This is a genomic window from Bordetella genomosp. 11 (assembly GCF_002261215.1).
In the GTDB taxonomy this organism is placed as follows: domain Bacteria; phylum Pseudomonadota; class Gammaproteobacteria; order Burkholderiales; family Burkholderiaceae_B; genus Bordetella_C.
On the sequence record NZ_NEVS01000004.1, the window covers coordinates 1,683,651 to 1,699,287 of the forward strand.

Genomic DNA, 15,637 nt, shown 5'->3' on the forward strand with positions numbered 1-15,637 from the left:
CTTTCGTCAGACCGTGTGAGCAAGAGTTTATCGGCGGCGATTATTAGCGTCTAATACAGTTTCGACCGTCGATTAATAGGCATATCCGGATCAATCATGGACCTCAAGCGTCTGCGGTATTTCGTCGCGGTGGCCGAGGAAACGCATTTCGGCCGGGCCGCCAGCCGGTTGGGAATCAGCCAGCCGCCCCTTAGCGAACACATCCAGGCACTGGAAGCGGAGCTGGGCAGCAGGCTGCTGGTCCGCACGACCCGTTCGGTAAGCCTGACGGCCGAGGGCGAGGCGCTGCTGGAGCACGCGCGCGCCATTCTTCGCGACGTCGACCAATGCCGCGAAGTGGTCAACGCCGCGCGCGACAAGGACAGCCTGACGCTGACGCTTGGCCTGCTGCACGCGCACACCTATACCTTCCTTCCTGCCCTGCTGCGCGATTATTTCTCGCACGACCCGCGCCGGCGCGTGAACCTGGTGGAATACACCACCACGGAACAGGTCAGCCGGCTGCTGGAGGGCACCATCGACATCGGCCTGGTACGCGAACCCATCCATCACGGTTCGCTGCGCACGCGTCGGCTGTTTTCCGAGCGCTACGCCGTGGCCGTTCCCACCGAATGGGGGCTGGACCGCAACGGCCGGGTTTCCGTCAAAAACCTGGACGGCCGCAGCATGATCGGCTATCCCAGCCATGATGTCCGGCGCAGCACCCAGAGCCTGTTTCGCGATTTCTTCCATCGCCACGACGTCCGGCCCCTGGATTATTTCGAGGTGCGGACCATGCATGCCTCGCTGGCCCTGGTGGCCGCCGGCCGCGGCTTCGCCCCTGTCCCGCGTTCACAATCGATGCTGCCGCTGGCGGGCGTCACCTACTGCGATTTCCGCGAGCAGTCCCCGGATCTTTCCGTGGGGCTGGCATGGCGCGAGGACAAGTCCACGCCCACGATCAATCATTTCATCGCGGTCTGCGACCGGCATTTCGCTAACTGACCCGCCAAACGCTGGCCAGCCAGGGCTGCTGCTCGAACGGCAAGCCGGTAGGACGGTAGTAGTGCGTGATTTCGGCGAAGCCGGCGGCTTCGGCGTATCGGCGCCAGCTTTGCAGGTCGTGGTACGCGCCATAGCGGCCGCGGTTCCAGCCTTCTTCGTTATTGCCGCGCGGGTTCGACGCGAAAAGCACGCCGCCGTCCTTGAGGGCGGCACGCAGCTCGGCCAGCACGCGCGGTAACTCCTGGGACGGCACGTGGAACAGCGACGCGTTGGCGTAGATGCCATCGAAATATGCGGCCGGAAGGTCCAGCGCCAGGAAATCCTGCTGCCAGACCTCGCAGCCCGAGGCGGCCCGGGCCATCTCGACGAACTCCGCCAGCCCTTCCAGACCGATGGCCTGGTGGCCAGCGGCGGTAAAGGCGCGCAGGTCCCGCCCCGGCCCGCAACCGAAATCCAGGATGCGGAAAGGCGGCTTGCCCTGGATATTGGTGAGCAGCGCGGCGATGTTCTGGCTGACATCGTGGTCTTGCGTGCCCGCCCGGAAGGCGTCGGCGCGTTCCTGGTAGTGGCGCAGCGTCTCCTGGGCGATATGCCGCAGATCCTTGCGTTCGAGCATGATGGTTAGCCTCGCGTGAAACAGCAATCAGGTAGCCATATTGGCATGAATCGCCGGTGCCGGCAGCCCATGCATGGGCGCCGGACGCGCTACCCGATCAATCGCAGTCCGGCCGATTTGGCGGCCTTGCGATCGAACGTTGCCGTGTAGTCGCAATGCGCATCGTGGCAGACACGCTCGATAAGGCAGTCCGCGAAATCGGCCTTCGAAGAGGCGAAAACGCGCAGCGCTTTCCAAACCGTTTCCGCGCTCTGCACCGAGAGCACTTTGGTTCGAAGAATATTTTCCACCACATTGGCGATCTGGCCGCGATCCGCCGAGTACAGACTGGAGAGCACCCAGACCACCTCGACCAGTACCACGTGTGTCACGAACCCCTGCGAGTCTTCCTTCAGGGATTCGATCAGCGCGGTCGCCTTTGCCGATTGCGTGGCGTCGTCCTGAGCGATATATCGGACGAGTACATTCGTATCGAGACCGATCATCGCTTGCCGGCCCCGCGTGCCGCGATCGCGGCGTTCATGTCGTCCACCGACACCGGCTTGGAAGGCTTCGACACCAGCCCCTTCAGCGAGGTCACCGCCGTCGTCGCCGGCACCAATTCGTAGCGACCCGAGGTCTCGTTCAGGACGAACTCAATCCTGTCGCCGGTTCCCACGCCCAGGTCATTGCGGACATCGATCGGAATCGTAATTTGCCCCTTCGACGTGATCGTCGCGGAAGTCATGGCGCGCTCCCAGAATCTTAGATTCCTTACTTTAAAGTAAGGAATCTAGCGGGTCAAGCGTTCCGCTGCCCAAACGACCCGCCACACGCGGGGACGGTTCATGCGATCCAGGCATGGGCATGCGCAAGGCATGCGCTTTGCTTCACCGCGCGCCACCGACCACGAGGACATCATGCAATCTCCCTCCCCCCAGGCTTCCCACGACGGCTTTCCCTTCTTCCTCGACCGCGCCGCCGCCGAACAGGCCGTCGCGCTGGTGCTGCCCTCCATCGACGCGGCGCTGGGCAACGCCGCCGTCGGGGAAAGCGGCATCCTGTATATCGTGATCATGAACCCCGCCCTGCAACCCTGGGAGGCGACATTCGAAGAGGCGATCCTGCTGGAGCACGCCGTCGGCGACCGCGACGGCTGGGACGCGGACTATGCGGCGTATGCGAGGGCCAAGGCCCGCACCGCCTGGCGCCTGGGCGGGGACACGCACACGCTGGGCACCGTGGCGCCGCACCGGCTGCGCGCGGGCGATGCCGGGGTATGGGGCAGCGCCATCGTCGACGGCATCGTCGTCGCCACCAGCGGCATGAATCCCTGGTACGACGAAGCGTTTTCGGGGGCCATCGCCTATGCCCTGCGCGCGGTCGCCAAGGGGCGGGCGCTGGCCCGACCGCCGTCGCTGCGGCTGGATGCGGGCGACGCGCCGCGCGGATAGCAGGCGCCGGAGACGGCGGCGCCCATCCGTGCCGGGCATGCGGCTTGCTCGGCGAGGCTGCCTCGATGGAACCTGCCATGCTGCTCGCCACATCCGAATCGCCGACCCCCAGGAACGCCGCATCCGAACCTGCCCCCGCGCAGGACGCATGCTGCGCCATCGCCGGGCTGATCTATGTCGACGACAACGGTCCGGGCATCACGCGGCGGGTGGCCGGCGGCACCTACGAATACTTCGATGCCCGCGGCAAGCGCATACGCGATCCGAAAGTCATTGCCCGCATCAACGCGCTGGTGATTCCGCCGGCCTATACGGACGTCTGGATATGCCCGGACGCCGCGGGCCATATCCAGGCGACGGGCCGCGACGCGCGCGGCCGCAAGCAGTACCGCTATCACGCGTCCTGGCATGCCGTCCGCGATGCCAACAAGTACGAGCAGCTGGCTTCCTTCGCCCTGGCCCTGCCCCGCATCCGCCGCAAGGTAGAGCGCGACCTGCGCCGGCCCGGCCTGACGCACGACAAGGTCGTGGCGGTGGTGGTACGCCTGCTGGAAACCACGCTGATCCGCATCGGCTCGCCCGCCTACGCGCGCGCCAACGGTTCGTACGGCTTGACGACGCTGCGCCGCCGGCATACGACGGTCGCGGGCGATCGCATCCGCTTCCGCTTCAAGGGCAAGAGCGGCATCGAACACGACGTCACGGTCAACGACCGCCGCATCGCCTCCGTGGTGAAGCGCTGCATGGAGATTACCGGCCACGAGCTTTTCACCTATCGTGAAGCGGATGGCAAGGTGCGGGTGGTGGATTCCGGCTGCGTCAACGACTATCTGCGCGAAGCCGGCCAGGCGGACTTCACGGCCAAGCACTATCGCACCTGGGCCGGATCGGTACTGGCCCTGGCGGAGCTGGCCAAACGGCCGTGGACCACGCAGGCCGAAGCCAAGCGCAACGTGGTAGAGGTGGTGAAGGCCGTCGCCAAGCGGCTGGGCAACACCCCCACCGTCTGCCGCAAGTGCTATATCCACCCGCGTGTCGTCGACGCTTATCTGGCGGGCGAATTGCCCGCGCGGGCGGCGGCACCGGCCGCGCCGCGCGGGCTGGATGCCGACGAAAGGCGCCTGCTGCATTTCCTTGCCGGCGCTCCCGCGGCCGCGGCATCGCAACGACCCGCGGCCTCGTCCACGCCGGTCAAGCGGGGTGCGCGTGCGCGCTCTTCGCCAGCAGCGCTAGAAATTCCCGGTTGAATGCCGGCAGGTCGTCGGGCTTGCGGCTGCTGACCCAGTTGCGGTCGACCACGACTTCCTTGTCCACCCAGGTCGCGCCGGCATTGCGCAGGTCATCCTGCAGCGATGGCCAGCTCGTCAGGGTCCGCCCCTTCACCAGGCCCGCGGATATCAGCAGCCACGGGCCGTGGCAGATCACCCCCACAGGCTTGCCCGCCGCGTCCATGCGGCGCACGAAGTCCTGCGCCTTGGGATGCCGCCGGATCTCGTCGGCGTTGACCACGCCGCCGGGCAGCATGACGCCATCGAAGTTCTCCGGCTCGGCGTCGACATCGCTGAACGTCAGGTCGACCTTCACCGTCTCGCCCTTGTCCGTATGCTTGAAGCCCTGGATGGGGTCGAGCTTGCTGGATACGATGACGGCGCGGCCGCCCGCGGCCACGATCGCCTTGCAGGGCTCGGTCAATTCCGCCTGTTCGAACCCGTCGACCGCCAGGACCGCCACCGATACATCTTTCAATTCCTTAGCCATTGCGTACTCCTGAATCCATGGTTTGTTCCGGATCGCCGGCGCTACCGGCGATGGGCCGGAGGCAGCAAGCGGGATGCCACCGTGAATTCCAGGCACAATCCTTACAGCATGCCGAACGACGATAAATACACCACGGCATGACGACTTCGACGTCCACGGGAGACATCCACAATGAAGGCATACGCAAAACACATCCTGGCCGCCGCGGGGCTGGCCGCAACGCTGCTCGTCCACGCCGCGCCGGCAGGCGCGCAAGGCAGCGGAGACTGGCCCGCCAAGCCCATCACCATCGTGATCCCCTACGCCCCCGGCGGCTTCGCGGACACGCGCATGCGGCTGATCGCGGCCAAGCTGGAACCCCGGCTGAAGCAGTCGGTGATCGTGGAGAACCGCGCCGGCGCCGGCGGCGTGGTGGGGACCACCTTCATCGCGCGCGCCAATCCGGACGGATACACCATCGGCGCGGGCAACCTGGCCCCCCTGGCCGTCAACCCCAGCCTCATGCAGAGCATTCCCTACGATCCGGCCAAGGATCTGGCGCCGGTCATCCTGATCGAGAACAGCCCGCTGGTGCTGAGCGTCAACAATTCCGTCAAGGCGAAGAACCTGGGGGAATTGATCGCCCTGGCCAAGGCGGAGCCCGGCAAGCTGACGTTCGGGTCCTCGGGCGTGGGCGGCGCGCACCACCTGTCCGGCGAAATGTTCGCCGAGCAGGCCCACATCGAAATCACGCACGTACCCTACAAAGGCGGCAACCTGGCTTCCACCGACCTGATGGGCGGACACATCACCATGATGTTCGAAATGGGCTACGCGGCCCTGCCGGCCATCCAGGGCAATAAAGTCCGGCCCATCGCCGTGACCGCCTCGCGCCGCCTGGCAGTCCTGCCGGACGTGCCCACCATGGCGGAATCCGGACTGCCCGGCTACGAGTCGTACAACTGGCAAGGCATCATCGCGCCCGCCGGCACCCCGCGGCCCATCATCGACCGGCTGAACACGGAATTGAACGCGATACTGAAGGACCCGGAAGTCGCCAAGGCCATCGTCGATTCGGGCAGCCAGGCCGCGGGCGGCACACCGGAGGAGTTCGCCGCATTCATCCAGTCCGAAACGACGAAGTGGGCGAAGGTCATCAAGGACGCGAAGATCGCGCCGCAATGATCGCGCGGGCCGCATGGCGGCGGCGAAACGCCCGCAGCGGCGCGCCCCGACCCGGTACGATGCATCATTAATAGTACATTTGTGCGATTTATGTCTTTTTAATGAGTCAGCGGCTGAAGCGGCCTTGAATCATTAATAGTACATAATCCGATGAAAAGTATTATTATTGATACATGAAAAAGAAAATCGCGCCCACCTTCGACGCCGCCCAGGCCCTGGCCCAGGTCGGCGCGAATCTGCGCACCGCGCGCCTGCGCCGCGCCGAAACCGAAGCCGCGCTGGCCGAGCGCATCGGCGTCTCCCGTTCCACCATCGTCCGGCTGGAAAAGGGCGATGGCGGCGTCTCGGCCGCGCTCCTGTTCGAAGCCCTGCTCCAGTACGGCTTCAGCGAGCAGTTGTTCCAGCTGGCCGATCCGGAACGGGATAAGGTCGGCCAGCGCCTGGATGCCGTGCGCAGGCCGGCGCGAGGCTCGCGCAAGGCCCCGCACGCCCACCGCGCCGATCCGGACACCCTCTAAGGCCCTCGCCCGCCATGAGCAAGCGCAAGCCCAAGGACGTGGAAAGCGAGCTTTTCGTCTACGTCGATATCCGCGGCGAAGCCGTGCTGTGCGGCGTCCTGACGCTGGACGATGCCGGGGAAGACAGCTTCTTCGCGCAGTTCACCTATGTGCGTTCCTATGTGAACGATCCGCGCGCCTTTCCGCTGGATCCGCTGAACCTGCCGCTGGCGGACTCCGCCACCACGTTCAGCACCACCAGCCGCTACGAAACCCTGGGTGCGATCTTCGACGCCGCGCCGGACGCCTGGGGCCGCAACGTCATGCGCATGGACAACGCCGGCGCCCGCGTGCCGGAGGACGAAGTCCTGCTGAAAGGCCGCGGCATGGGCGTGGGCGCCCTCTTCTTCAGCGCACGCCTGCTGACGCCCAATATGCGCAAGGTGTACCGGCTGCCCGAAATCGCGGAAGTCGACTCTCTGGCGGACCTGATCGCCGACATCGACCAGGGTATCCAGCCCAAGGGGCTTTACCGCGATCTGCTGGGCAGCTCCTGGGACATCGGCGGCGCCCGCCCCAAGACCATCGTGCGCGACGACCGCGGCGAGATGTGGATCGCCAAGTTTCCGCGCCGGGGCGAATCCTACGACCGCCAGCGGGTGGAATATGCGAACCTGCGGATGGCCCGCGATATCGGGCTGACCGTGCCGCACATCCGCCTGGTCGAAACCCACCTGGGCGCGGTCCTGCTGACCCACCGCTTCGACCGCGACCTGCTGCCGCCGAAGGACGGCAGCAGCCCCGTCGTCGCGCGGCGGCACTTCCTGAGCGGCGCGGCGCTGATCAGCCCGTCGGTCTCGATCGGCAAACGCGAACTGGACGGGCCCCGCGGCAAGGCGACGTTTTCCTATGCGCGGCTGGCTGACGTCATCCGCCGCATTTCGTCCAATCCGGTGCGCGACCTGCAGGAGCTGTATGCCCGCATGATGCTCAATGTCGCCGTGCACAACACCGACGATCATCTGAAGAACATCGGCTTTCTGAAGGACGAGAACGCCGACACCTATCGCCTGGCGCCGCTTTTCGACGTCACCACGCAGGAAGGGTCGGCCCGCCACTATCTGCACGTGGGCGCGCAGGGCCGGGTAAGCTCGTTCGAGAATTGCCTGACCGAATACCGCCGCTTCGGCCTGCGCGGCGAGGACGCGGCGCGCGCCATCCTGGATCGCGTGCGCGCGGTGGTCTCGCAGCGGCAGCGTTATTACGACGAAGCGGGCATGACGCCCGCCGAGGTCGAACGCATCGAGGCATCCCTGAGCGCCTGGCACATCGGCGAACCGCCCGCGTGACGCGGCACGACGGCGCGGCGTGGTGTCCCATCCGTATATCCGCGACCGGTGGGCCATGGAACAAGCGCCCGACGGCCGCCTGCCCCGAATCAGCCGCCCCCGGCTTCCTGCATGTAGGAAACGCGTTGATCCAGCCATTCCTGCACAATGGCATGGGCAGCCTTCGCTGCTTCATCCGGCGACAAGCCCCGTTGCGACTGCAGCCACTGTGCCGTCGCCTTTTCGGTCGCCGCCACCGCGGCCAACGCCTGGTCGCGCTGGGCTTGCGGCCAGCTATCGTTGTCGGTCCAGTCGCGGATCTGCTGCTCCGGGCTGTCGCCGGCAGCGTCCTTCGCCCCACCCTTGGGCGGCTTCAGGAAATCGCGCGGAGACACCGTAGCGCGCAGCGCCAGAATGTTCCACTGCGCAAAGCTCGAAAAACGCAATGTGCCCTGCTTCGGCGTCGCCTTGGCCAGCGCCGGATTGACCGCCTGCGCCAGCGTCTTCCAGGCGGGTTGTTCGAACAGGTCTCCTTGCGGACTGCAGATGGGCGCCGCGGCGTCCTGCGAAGATCCGTAGAACGGACCGAAGGCATCGTAGGCTTCGTCCTGGCGCGCGAAAATGAAGCAATGCACCGGCGCTCGCGGCGGTTCATAGCCCGCGCGCTCGATATGCAGCCTGAGCATCGTCAGCACATAGATGCCGGAGTTCGCGCCCTTGTCCTTCTCCATGTCTTCCATGATGGCCGACACGTTGGGTTCATCGGCCAGCGCGGCCTGGGCGATTTTCAGGTTCTGCCGCGCTTCCGCGGCGGTAACCCCGGCGGCCGGCACGAATTTGTGCAGATAGAGCATCCAGGCCGCGCTCAATCCCACATGGTAGCGGCGTAAGGCATTCGCGGCGGCCACAGGATCCGAGGGAATCTTCGCAAGCACCCGGTCCAGCGATGCCTGGGCGCGCTTCTTGGCGTCATCCAACTGGGCGATGCGCGTTTGCATCTGCCCTTTCAAGCAATCGTCCACCCCATTCGGCAGCGCAACGCAGGCATTGCGTGCCTTCAGCCATTCGACCTGGTCGCGCCGCAAGGCGGCAGCGGCTTCGTCGGTCGAACTCGCCCGCGCGTCGGCATAGAGCAACCCCATGGACTGGTCCAGCCAGTCAAGGTTCCGGTCATCGCAGATCGCGTGCTCGACCTTGCCGGACGCCTTTTTGCAATCGAAGGATGCGGCTCGCGCGATGTTAGTCGTTCCCAGCGACAGCAGGACGCCACTGAAGCACATACCGATAATGCCCACCAACCGTCCGTACACGATCGCTCCCGCGGTTTTTGGAAACAGGGATTGTACGCGCGGTGTGTGACCCAGGCCGGAGGGCTCCGCCCGCAAAGCGCGCGGAAACGCCCCCCGCGCGACGCGGTACGAAAACGCGGCGGCGGCTACACTGGTGCGCCTTGCCGGCCCATCGCCGGCATATCGGTGGGGGAGCACAACATGAGCGGCCTGGACATACCAGCCCTGAAAATATTCGTCGCGGCGGTGGAGGAAAAAAGTCTGTCCAGGGCCGCCGAACGCCAAAGCCTTGTGACATCGGCAGCCAGCAAGCGGGTGGCCGACATGGAACGCCATCTGAACCGCGTGCTATTGCACCGGCACGGGCGCGGCGTGGAGCCGACGCCCGCGGGCATGCTGCTTTACCAGCGCGCCAAGGCCATCCTGCGCAGCCTGCACCTGGCCGAAGCCGCGGTGGAGGGCTATGCCGTGGACGGCATGGCCAAGATACGCCTGGCGAGCCTGCCCTCGCCCATTCTCGTCATGCTGCCGTCGCAGATCGGCCGCTACCTGCGCGCGAACCCGCAAGTCAGCGTGGATCTACTGGAATGCTATAGCGACGAAATCCCCCGCATGGTGGCGGAAGACCGGGCCGATATCGGCATCTATCACGGCCGCCACCCGGCGCCCGGCGTGGTGTCCCATCCGTATATCCGCGACCGGGTCGGCCTGGTGGTCCCGCTGGGCCATCCGCTGGCCGACCGCAAGGCGGTCCACCTGGAGGACGCCGTCGATTACGACCTGGTCGGTTATTTCCCGCGCCATTCCTACGACCAGTTCCTTGCCTATGTCGATCAGTCGGTGTCGCGGCCGCCGAACGTGCGGCTGCAAGTCTCGAACTTCGAGGCGCGCTGCCGCATGGTGCAGGAAGGCCTGGGCCTGGCGGTATTGCCCGAATCGATCGCCAGCAAATACCTGGTCGATATGGGCCTGGTATGGCTGCGGCTGGAGGACGACTGGGCCGAGCGGCAGTTGTATGTCTGCGTGCGGCACAACCGCGACCGCGACCAGGCGGTCGACGAACTGGTGGAAGTCCTGCGCGCCCCCGCGGCCTGAAAGCCGCGCGGCGCTCAGTACGCCGCCGCCAGCAAGTCGAGATAGTCCTGTTTGGCGAGCGGACGCGGGTTGGTCTTGTGGGCGTTGTCGGCGAGCGACGCATCGGCGATGGCATCGAAGATCGCGGGGTCCACGCCCAGCGCCTTCAGGCCCGAAGGCAGGCCGAGCCTTCTGTTCAAGTCCAGGAATACCCGTGCCAGGTCCGCGTCGTCCGCCAACCCCATGGCCTGGCGCAAGGCGGGCAATTTGCCGGCCAGCCACTCGCGGTTGTAGCCGATCACGTGCGGCAGCAGGATCGCGTTGAGCGTACCGTGATGATGGTTCAGCGCCCCCAATGCATGCGACATCGAGTGCACCGCGCCCAGTCCTTTCTGGAAGCAGATCGCGCCTTCCAGGGCGCCCATCATCATGTGCCAGCGGGCGTCGCGGTCGCTGCCGTCCGCGGTCACGCGTTCGATATTGGCGTACACCCGCTTCAGGCCGTCCAGCGCGATGGCATCGGCCGGCGGATTGACGACCGGGGAGCAGAAGGTTTCGACGCAGTGCGTCAGGGCATCCATGCCGGTCGCGGCCGTCATATAGCGCGGCAGTCCCAGCGTGAGTTCGGGATCGCAGATGGCGGCCTTCACCACATTGGGGCACCCCACGCCGGCCTTGATACCGTTACGGAAGATGATGACCGCGGAGCGGCCGACTTCGCTGCCGCTGCCCGACGTGGTGGGCAGCACGATCAGCGGCGGCGTGGCGGCTACCGGCCGTGGCTTGGGATGGCGGTTGCAGTATTCCCACAAGGGCGCGGGATCGCCGCACATCACGGCAATCGCCTTGGCCAGGTCCAGCGAGGCACCGCCGCCGATGGCGACGATGCCGTCGCAGCGTTCGCGGCCGAACATCGCATGGCCTGCCTCGACGGCGTCTTCGGTGGGATTGGCCGGCGTATCGTCGAAGACCGGCGCGTCGCCGGCCCCGCCCAAAGGCTCGATCGCCATGGCGAATACCCCGGCGGCGATCAGGCCCTTGTCGGTCACGAACAAGGGCCGCCGCACGCCGTTGCGCGCCAGCTCGCCGGGCAATTCGCGCCGGCTACCGTAATCGAAATGCACTTTGGTCAGGAACTGTAGGATGGACACGCGGACCTCTCACCGTAAATCGTGGAAACACAGGCAGGAACATGACGCGCAAGGGCGGCGCCACGGGCGCGGCGGCATGCCGCGGGCGGGGCGTCAGTTCAGCGCCAGGCCGGCCTTCTTGATCACCGCGTCCCATTCGCCGAGTTCCCTGTCGATGCGCTGCTGGAACTGGGCCGGGCCTTCGGAAATGACCACCGATCCCAGCATGGTCGTCAGTTGTTCCCGCACCGCCGGGCGCGCGGCGATTTCCGCCAGGTCCGCATGGATCTTCTCGATCACCTTGGGCGGCGTGCCGGCCGGCGCCAGGAAGCCGTACCACGTCGCGATGTTGACGCCCTTCACGCCCAGTTCGTCGAGCGACGGCACATCGGGCAACTGCGGCACGCGCTTGTCATAGGTAATGGCCAGCGCGCGGATCTTGCCTGCCTTGATCTGCGGCAGCGCCGAACTGAGCGTCGCGAAGGACATATCCACCGTGCCGCCCATCAGGTCGGCGATTGCCGGCGCCGCGCCCTTGTACGGCACGTGCAGGATGGACGTATCGGTCTTCTGGCTGAACAGCACCCCCGCCAGATGGGGTGTCCCTCCATTGCCGGAAGACGCATACGTGAACTTGCCCGGGTTGCGCTTGAGCACCTCCAGGAATTCCTTGAAGTCCTTGGCCGGGAAATTGTTGCGAACCACCAGCACGTTGGGCGCCAGCGCCAGCAGCGCGATGGGCGCGAAATCCTTGGACGTGTCGAACTGCATGCCCTTGTACATCGCCGGATTCATCGTATGGTTGCCCAGCGCCACCAGCAGCGTATAGCCGTCGGGCGCTGCCTTGGCCACATAGCCGGTACCGATCAGGGCATTGGCGCCGGCCTTGTTCTCGATGACGACGGGCTGCCCCCATTTCTTGGAAAGCTCCTGGCCGAACAGCCGCGCGAAGGGGTCCGCCGAGCCGCCCGCCGGGAATCCGACGATGACCGAAACCGGACGGTCGGGGTAGTCGGCCCATGCGGGGTGTGCCAGCGCCACGCCGGCAACGGCCGCCACGGCGGCAAAGAGGTGCTTGAGCTTGCGGATCGGGCCCATGAATGTCTCCATTTTGTTTTGTTTTCGGCGCCGCGTTGCGCCGGCTGCCGTGGCATCCGGCCTTGGACCGGATACCACGCAAGATTATGGCCATGCCACGGGCGGGCGCATTGAATTTTTGGAACATCGCAGTTCTCCGCCGGGCAAGGGTCCCGCCGCGGCACGCCCGCCTGCGTGCCGTCCCGCTATCCGGCCCGCGGCACCGCGGGGGGCCGGTTTTTCCAAACGAGAACGGTGGCGTTCCCAAAAAGAAATCGGCGCCGTCGCGCCGTTGCTACCATAGCCCGTCGCATTCCAGGCGCCGCGAAACAACAGGAGACACAACGATGTACGAACATCCGGCCCTTTACATCAACGGGCGCTTTATCGCCGCCGACGGGCGAACTACGCAGCCCGTGACGAATCCCGCCAATGGCGAAGTCCTGGGCCACCTGCCGCATGCCACCACGGAAGACCTGGACCAGGCGCTGGCCGCCGCGCGGAAGGCATTCGAGACCTGGAAACGCACCTCGCCCCTGGAACGGTCGGCCATCCTGCGCAAGGCCGGCGACCTGCTGCGCGAGCGTGTCGGCGAGATCGCCCGCAATATCTCCCTGGACCAGGGTAAACCCCTGTCCGAGGCACTGGCCGAAACCGATAAGAGCGCCGAACACGCCGATTGGCACGCGGAGGAAGGCCGCCGTATCTACGGCCGCGTGATCCCGCCGCGCCAGGCGGATGTGCGCCAGTTCGTGCAGCGCGAACCAGTGGGCGTGTGCGTGGCGTTCTCGCCCTGGAATTTTCCGATCGGACAGGCTTCGCGCAAGGTCTTCGCGGCCCTGGGCAGCGGCTGCACGCTCATCATCAAAGGCCCGGAAGACAGCCCCAGCGGCGTCATCGCGCTGGTGCGTGCCCTGCACGACGCGGGCCTGCCGGCCGGCTGCCTGAACCTGGTGTGGGGCGTGCCGGCCGATATATCCGGCTACCTGATCCGCTCGCCCATCGTGCGCAAGGTGTCTTTCACCGGCTCCACCGTGGTGGGCAAGCAGGTGGCCGCGCTGGCGGCCAGCCACATGAAACGCATGACCATGGAGCTGGGCGGCCACGCGCCCGTCCTCGTGTTCGACGATGCCGATCTGGACCGGGCGGCCGACCTGCTGGCGCGATTCAAGATGCGCAATGCGGGGCAGGTCTGCATATCCCCTTCGCGCTTCTTTGTGCAGCGCAAGGCCTACGATCGCTTCGTCGCGCGGTTCGTCGAGGTCACGCGCGCGCTGAAGGTGGGCGACGGCCTGGAGGACGGCGTGGACATGGGGCCGCTGGTGCACGACCGCCGCGTCGCCGCGATGGAAGGCTTCATGGAAGACGTGCGGCAGCGCAAGGGCGAAGTGCTGACGGGCGGCGCCCGCATCGGTACGCGCGGATCGTTCTTCGCGCCGACCGTCGTCGCGGGCCTCGCGGCCGATGCGCGTTTGATGCATGAAGAACCCTTCGGCCCCATCGCGCCCGTGGCGCCCTTCGATACGTTCGAGGACGGCATACGGCTGGCCAATGCCCTGCCGTATGGGCTGAGTTCCTACGTCTTCACGGAGTCGCTAAGGACGGCGACCCTGGCCTCCAATGCGCTGGAAGCCGGCATGGTGAACATCAATCACTATGGCAGCGGCGCGGCGGAAATGCCGTTCGGCGGCGTCAAGGACAGCGGCATGGGCAGCGAAGGCGGCGCCGAGACCTTCGATGGCTATCTGGTCACCAAGTTCATTACCCATCGGTAGAAGGCAGGCGAAGCACCCGCGCCGTATCAGCCGGCCTGCGGCTTGGTATCGCGGCGCGCGGCCCGGCGCGGCGCCAGGGATCGGGCCCATTCGTCCAGTTGCTTCTCCCTGGCTGCCAACTGCGCGGATAGGTCCCGAACCTGGCGCAGCAGATCGGCTTCGCGCCGCGCGGCGGCTGTTTCGTTCACGCCCGCGGCGGTCTCCGCCGCGTCCAGGCGCGCCGTCGTGGCGGCCAGTTCCTCGCGCAACGAAGTCTCCGTCCGCAACGCGCGGCGCAACTCGTTCTGCAGCTCCGCGGCCTGGGCCTGCGCTTCGCCACGCGCCTGCTCGGCCGCCTGCCTCTGCCGTTCCGCGCCCTGCCTTTCCTGTTCCGCGGCCTGCCGATCGCGGTCCGCCGCCTGCCGCGTGCGCTCCAGCTCGGCATTCAGTCGCTTGGTGAGCTGGCGCTCCGCATCCAGGTCATTCAACCATCTGCGTTCTTGCGCCGCATGCCTATCGTGCGCGTCGGCCAGCGACCGCGCCTGATGCGTCTGCATATCGACGAGTTGGCCGCGCAAGGACTCGGCCTCGGCACGCGCCTGCGCAAGCGAATCGCGCGCCCCGGCCAGTTGCTGCTGTTCGGCCTGCAAGCGGACCGTGGCGGTGTAGGCGGCGTCCTGCGCCGCCACGACTTGTTCGCGCAATGCCTGCAAACCCAATTCCAGGTCGGCCTCGCGGGCCTGCAAGCGTTCCTGGCCCTGGTGGAGCTCTTCCTCCATGGCCGCCAGGCGATCGCGTTCCCTGGCCAGCTCGGCGGCCGCCTCGGACTGATGCGTCTCGGCTTGCCGCCGCGCCTGCTCGATCGCCGCGCGCCAGACTTCCTGCGCCAGTTTCGCCACCGGGTCCGGCAGCGTGGCGTCGCGGGCGCCGGCAAGGCGTTCGCCCAGGCCGGCAAACCAGGTGTTCAAAAAGCCAGTGATGGTATTGGGAGACCCGCGTCCCAGTTTCAGGCGGACGCGTTCGATGGTCGGGCGCTCGCCCTCGCGCAACAACGCGTCGGCGGCGCCGTGCACGTCCAGTTCGGTAATGGCCATGGGCAATCTCTATGGGAAAACCGTACGTGGTGAAGGCGCCTCGGCGGTCCCTCGCCTGTCGGCGCATCTCCGGGCTGCATCACCAACGATAAGTTGCGATAAGGGATAGTTATCCAATCTAATTTATCGTCTGTACCGTTATATCTTACATCGTACGTAATATATCATACACTCGCTCGCGGAATCGTGGTGGGGCCACGGGAAAGCATCAGCGGAAAACGACGCCGTTCGTGCAGCGGGGCCGCCCATAGGCGGCGATGCTGGGGAAAATGGTTTGGGATGTCCCGGCGGCGGCCATCGGGCGGCGCATTGAGATCGGCCGGGCCCGGCAGCGCGCGGCGCGGAATGGGGGCGCACCGCGCACCGAGCGCCGATGCGGAATCGCGGTTGCCTTGGCCACCAGGCCAACCGCGAAGGACGGGTGCTCCGGATCCCCGGA

At 66.2% G+C, this 15,637-nt stretch carries 16 protein-coding genes; 8 read left to right on the top strand and 8 right to left on the bottom strand.

The window, feature by feature from the left end; translation table 11 throughout:
* Positions 1-96 precede the first annotated feature (96 nt).
* On the top strand, positions 97-984 hold the full coding sequence (locus CAL28_RS15240) for a LysR family transcriptional regulator (RefSeq protein WP_094842157.1): 888 nt from the start codon (positions 97-99) through the stop codon (positions 982-984).
* Here the strand turns inward: CAL28_RS15240 and CAL28_RS15245 are convergent.
* The 3 genes from CAL28_RS15245 to CAL28_RS15255 form a co-directional block, all read right to left on the bottom strand.
* Complete coding sequence (locus CAL28_RS15245; protein ID WP_094842158.1) at positions 977-1,600, bottom strand: class I SAM-dependent methyltransferase; 624 nt, start codon at positions 1,598-1,600, stop codon at positions 977-979. The two genes, CAL28_RS15240 and CAL28_RS15245, sit on opposite strands and share 8 nt — an antisense overlap.
* An 89-nt stretch (positions 1,601-1,689) precedes the next feature.
* On the bottom strand, positions 1,690-2,085 hold the full coding sequence (locus CAL28_RS15250) for a PIN domain-containing protein (protein ID WP_094842159.1): 396 nt from the start codon (positions 2,083-2,085) through the stop codon (positions 1,690-1,692).
* A complete protein-coding gene (locus CAL28_RS15255) occupies positions 2,082-2,327 on the bottom strand; it encodes an AbrB/MazE/SpoVT family DNA-binding domain-containing protein (protein WP_094842160.1) in 246 nt (81 codons plus the stop codon). The genes CAL28_RS15250 and CAL28_RS15255 overlap by 4 nt, the downstream gene beginning before the upstream one ends.
* A 172-nt stretch (positions 2,328-2,499) precedes the next feature.
* Here CAL28_RS15255 and CAL28_RS15260 point away from each other — a divergent pair, with 172 nt between their 5' ends.
* Together CAL28_RS15260 and CAL28_RS15265 are read left to right on the top strand one after the other, a co-directional pair.
* Positions 2,500-3,033, top strand: a complete 534-nt coding sequence (locus tag CAL28_RS15260; protein ID WP_094844646.1) for a hypothetical protein — start codon at positions 2,500-2,502, stop codon at positions 3,031-3,033.
* Between the two features lie 77 nt (positions 3,034-3,110).
* Positions 3,111-4,280: a DNA topoisomerase IB gene (locus CAL28_RS15265; RefSeq protein WP_094842161.1), complete on the top strand. Its 1,170-nt coding sequence runs from the start codon at positions 3,111-3,113 to the stop codon at positions 4,278-4,280.
* Here the strand turns inward: CAL28_RS15265 and CAL28_RS15270 are convergent.
* A complete protein-coding gene (locus CAL28_RS15270; RefSeq protein WP_094842162.1) occupies positions 4,225-4,791 on the bottom strand; it encodes a type 1 glutamine amidotransferase domain-containing protein in 567 nt (188 codons plus the stop codon). The two genes, CAL28_RS15265 and CAL28_RS15270, sit on opposite strands and share 56 nt — an antisense overlap.
* Positions 4,792-4,962: 171 nt before the next feature.
* On the opposite strand from CAL28_RS15270, the gene CAL28_RS15275 reads away from it, so the two are divergent.
* From CAL28_RS15275 to CAL28_RS15285, 3 genes are all read left to right on the top strand, one after another.
* Positions 4,963-5,955, top strand: a complete 993-nt coding sequence (locus tag CAL28_RS15275; protein ID WP_094842163.1) for a Bug family tripartite tricarboxylate transporter substrate binding protein — start codon at positions 4,963-4,965, stop codon at positions 5,953-5,955.
* Positions 5,956-6,128: 173 nt separating this feature from the next.
* Positions 6,129-6,473, top strand: a complete 345-nt coding sequence (locus CAL28_RS15280; RefSeq protein WP_094842164.1) for a helix-turn-helix transcriptional regulator — start codon at positions 6,129-6,131, stop codon at positions 6,471-6,473.
* Positions 6,474-6,487: 14 nt separating this feature from the next.
* Positions 6,488-7,801, top strand: coding sequence for a type II toxin-antitoxin system HipA family toxin (locus tag CAL28_RS15285; RefSeq protein WP_094842165.1), 1,314 nt, complete (start codon positions 6,488-6,490; stop codon positions 7,799-7,801).
* Positions 7,802-7,890: 89 nt separating this feature from the next.
* On the opposite strand, the gene CAL28_RS15290 is transcribed toward CAL28_RS15285, so the two are convergent.
* Positions 7,891-9,090, bottom strand: a complete 1,200-nt coding sequence (locus tag CAL28_RS15290) for a lysozyme inhibitor LprI family protein (RefSeq protein ID WP_141218195.1) — start codon at positions 9,088-9,090, stop codon at positions 7,891-7,893.
* Between the two features lie 180 nt (positions 9,091-9,270).
* On the opposite strand from CAL28_RS15290, the gene CAL28_RS15295 reads away from it, so the two are divergent.
* The gene (locus tag CAL28_RS15295) at positions 9,271-10,164 is read left to right on the top strand and encodes a LysR family transcriptional regulator (protein ID WP_094842167.1); all 894 of its coding nucleotides are present in this window, start codon (positions 9,271-9,273) and stop codon (positions 10,162-10,164) included.
* A 14-nt stretch (positions 10,165-10,178) separates the two neighbouring features.
* Here the strand turns inward: CAL28_RS15295 and CAL28_RS15300 are convergent, their stop codons facing one another.
* The gene (locus tag CAL28_RS15300; RefSeq protein WP_094842168.1) at positions 10,179-11,294 is read right to left on the bottom strand and encodes an iron-containing alcohol dehydrogenase; all 1,116 of its coding nucleotides are present in this window, start codon (positions 11,292-11,294) and stop codon (positions 10,179-10,181) included.
* A 93-nt stretch (positions 11,295-11,387) separates the two neighbouring features.
* Positions 11,388-12,371, bottom strand: coding sequence for a Bug family tripartite tricarboxylate transporter substrate binding protein (locus CAL28_RS15305; RefSeq protein ID WP_176464007.1), 984 nt, complete (start codon positions 12,369-12,371; stop codon positions 11,388-11,390).
* A gap of 326 nt (positions 12,372-12,697) precedes the next feature.
* Here CAL28_RS15305 and CAL28_RS15310 point away from each other — a divergent pair, with 326 nt between their 5' ends.
* Complete coding sequence (locus tag CAL28_RS15310) at positions 12,698-14,125, top strand: NAD-dependent succinate-semialdehyde dehydrogenase (protein ID WP_094842170.1); 1,428 nt, start codon at positions 12,698-12,700, stop codon at positions 14,123-14,125.
* Between the two features lie 26 nt (positions 14,126-14,151).
* On the opposite strand, the gene CAL28_RS15315 is transcribed toward CAL28_RS15310, so the two are convergent.
* A complete protein-coding gene (locus tag CAL28_RS15315; RefSeq protein WP_094842171.1) occupies positions 14,152-15,198 on the bottom strand; it encodes a DNA-binding protein in 1,047 nt (348 codons plus the stop codon).
* Positions 15,199-15,637 lie beyond the last annotated feature (439 nt).

Coding starts and splice junctions, on each gene's coding strand:
- CAL28_RS15280 (WP_094842164.1), top strand. CDS start 6,129: ATGAAAAAGAAAATCGCGCCCACCTTCGACGCCGCCCAGGCCCTGGCC.
- CAL28_RS15295 (WP_094842167.1), top strand. CDS start 9,271: ATGAGCGGCCTGGACATACCAGCCCTGAAAATATTCGTCGCGGCGGTG.
- CAL28_RS15315 (WP_094842171.1), bottom strand. CDS start 15,198: ATGGCCATTACCGAACTGGACGTGCACGGCGCCGCCGACGCGTTGTTG.
- CAL28_RS15305 (WP_176464007.1), bottom strand. CDS start 12,371: ATGGGCCCGATCCGCAAGCTCAAGCACCTCTTTGCCGCCGTGGCGGCC.
- CAL28_RS15245 (WP_094842158.1), bottom strand. CDS start 1,600: ATGCTCGAACGCAAGGATCTGCGGCATATCGCCCAGGAGACGCTGCGC.
- CAL28_RS15285 (WP_094842165.1), top strand. CDS start 6,488: ATGAGCAAGCGCAAGCCCAAGGACGTGGAAAGCGAGCTTTTCGTCTAC.
- CAL28_RS15265 (WP_094842161.1), top strand. CDS start 3,111: ATGCTGCTCGCCACATCCGAATCGCCGACCCCCAGGAACGCCGCATCC.
- CAL28_RS15275 (WP_094842163.1), top strand. CDS start 4,963: ATGAAGGCATACGCAAAACACATCCTGGCCGCCGCGGGGCTGGCCGCA.
- CAL28_RS15250 (WP_094842159.1), bottom strand. CDS start 2,085: ATGATCGGTCTCGATACGAATGTACTCGTCCGATATATCGCTCAGGAC.
- CAL28_RS15260 (WP_094844646.1), top strand. CDS start 2,500: ATGCAATCTCCCTCCCCCCAGGCTTCCCACGACGGCTTTCCCTTCTTC.
- CAL28_RS15255 (WP_094842160.1), bottom strand. CDS start 2,327: ATGACTTCCGCGACGATCACGTCGAAGGGGCAAATTACGATTCCGATC.
- CAL28_RS15310 (WP_094842170.1), top strand. CDS start 12,698: ATGTACGAACATCCGGCCCTTTACATCAACGGGCGCTTTATCGCCGCC.
- CAL28_RS15240 (WP_094842157.1), top strand. CDS start 97: ATGGACCTCAAGCGTCTGCGGTATTTCGTCGCGGTGGCCGAGGAAACG.
- CAL28_RS15270 (WP_094842162.1), bottom strand. CDS start 4,791: ATGGCTAAGGAATTGAAAGATGTATCGGTGGCGGTCCTGGCGGTCGAC.